Below are 1,390 nucleotides of genomic sequence, written 5' to 3'. Positions count from 1 at the left end.
TTCCGCAGTAGCTCAGTGGTAGAGCTATCGGCTGTTAACCGATCGGTCGTAGGTTCGAATCCTACCTGCGGAGCCATTATTGGAGAGCTGTCCGAGTGGTCGAAGGAGCACGATTGGAAATCGTGTAGGCGGTCAACTCCGTCTCAAGGGTTCGAATCCCTTGCTCTCCGCCACTGATACTTATACATAATTACAATTGAAAGTCTGGGCCCGTTGGTCAAGCGGTTAAGACACCGCCCTTTCACGGCGGTAACACGGGTTCGAATCCCGTACGGGTCATTATATGATGGAGGATTAGCTCAGCTGGGAGAGCATCTGCCTTACAAGCAGAGGGTCGGCGGTTCGAGCCCGTCATCCTCCACCATTATATCATCGCGGGGTGGAGCAGTTCGGTAGCTCGTCGGGCTCATAACCCGAAGGTCGCAGGTTCAAATCCTGCCCCCGCAACCAAATTTTAAAATGGTCCGGTAGTTCAGTTGGTTAGAATGCCTGCCTGTCACGCAGGAGGTCGCGGGTTCGAGTCCCGTCCGGACCGCCATTTAAATACTTAGGCTCGGTAGCTCAGTTGGTAGAGCAACGGACTGAAAATCCGTGTGTCGGCGGTTCGATTCCGTCCCGAGCCACCACCTATGCCGGTGTAGCTCAATTGGTAGAGCAACTGACTTGTAATCAGTAGGTTGGGGGTTCAAGTCCTCTTGCCGGCACTGTTTTTTCAAAATTTAATGTGGAGGGGTAGCGAAGTGGCTAAACGCGGCGGACTGTAAATCCGCTCCCTCAGGGTTCGGCAGTTCGAATCTGCCCCCCTCCACCATTTATAGGGGCATAGTTTAACGGTAGAACAGAGGTCTCCAAAACCTCCGGTGTGGGTTCGATTCCTACTGCCCCTGCCAAATTTATGACATCTTGAGATTATGGCGGTTGTGGCGAAGTGGTTAACGCACCAGATTGTGGCTCTGGCACTCGTGGGTTCGATTCCCATCAATCGCCCCATATTATCATTGGGCTATAGCCAAGCGGTAAGGCAACGGACTTTGACTCCGTCATGCGTTGGTTCGAATCCAGCTAGCCCAGCCATTTTTATTTTTTGAAATTGAATAGTAAGAGCCATTAGCTCAGTTGGTAGAGCATCTGACTTTTAATCAGAGGGTCGAAGGTTCGAGTCCTTCATGGCTCACCATTTGTCTTTTTGCGGGTGTGGCGGAATTGGCAGACGCGCTAGACTTAGGATCTAGTGTCTTACGACGTGGGGGTTCGAGTCCCTTCACCCGCACTTTATTTACAAAGTGCACGCAAATCGGTTTTACTAGGTTAAGAGCCTACTAAAACAGCACAAACATAATTTAATGATCACGCGGTCGTGGCGGAATGGCAGACGCGCTAGGTTGAGGGC

At 51.4% G+C, this 1,390-nt stretch carries 14 tRNA genes; all 14 read left to right on the top strand.

Features of this window, described 5'->3' with window-relative positions:
• The first annotated feature begins 1 nt into the window (after window position 1).
• The 14 genes from ACWF4Z_RS38325 (at window position 2) to ACWF4Z_RS38260 (ending at window position 1,270) form a co-directional block, all read left to right on the top strand.
• Window positions 2-76, top strand: a tRNA-Asn gene (locus ACWF4Z_RS38325).
• Between the two features lie 5 nt (window positions 77-81).
• Window positions 82-173 (top strand) — tRNA-Ser (locus ACWF4Z_RS38320).
• Window positions 174-207: 34 nt separating this feature from the next.
• Window positions 208-279: transfer RNA gene (locus ACWF4Z_RS38315), tRNA-Glu, on the top strand.
• Between the two features lie 9 nt (window positions 280-288).
• Window positions 289-364, top strand: a tRNA-Val gene (locus ACWF4Z_RS38310).
• 9 nt (window positions 365-373) lie between these two features.
• A tRNA-Met gene (locus ACWF4Z_RS38305) sits at window positions 374-450 on the top strand.
• A gap of 11 nt (window positions 451-461) precedes the next feature.
• Window positions 462-538, top strand: a tRNA-Asp gene (locus ACWF4Z_RS38300).
• Between the two features lie 12 nt (window positions 539-550).
• Window positions 551-626: transfer RNA gene (locus ACWF4Z_RS38295), tRNA-Phe, on the top strand.
• Window positions 627-631: 5 nt separating this feature from the next.
• Window positions 632-704 (top strand) — tRNA-Thr (locus tag ACWF4Z_RS38290).
• A 22-nt stretch (window positions 705-726) separates the two neighbouring features.
• Window positions 727-811: transfer RNA gene (locus ACWF4Z_RS38285), tRNA-Tyr, on the top strand.
• Between the two features lie 5 nt (window positions 812-816).
• Window positions 817-890: transfer RNA gene (locus ACWF4Z_RS38280), tRNA-Trp, on the top strand.
• A 24-nt stretch (window positions 891-914) separates the two neighbouring features.
• Window positions 915-990, top strand: a tRNA-His gene (locus ACWF4Z_RS38275).
• Window positions 991-999: 9 nt separating this feature from the next.
• A tRNA-Gln gene (locus ACWF4Z_RS38270) sits at window positions 1,000-1,074 on the top strand.
• 27 nt (window positions 1,075-1,101) lie between these two features.
• Window positions 1,102-1,177, top strand: a tRNA-Lys gene (locus tag ACWF4Z_RS38265).
• An 11-nt stretch (window positions 1,178-1,188) separates the two neighbouring features.
• Window positions 1,189-1,270 (top strand) — tRNA-Leu (locus ACWF4Z_RS38260).
• Window positions 1,271-1,390 lie beyond the last annotated feature (120 nt).

It is taken from the genome of Kribbella sp. NPDC055071 (assembly GCF_053608045.1).
This window is presented reverse-complemented; position numbering and strand designations above follow the sequence as displayed.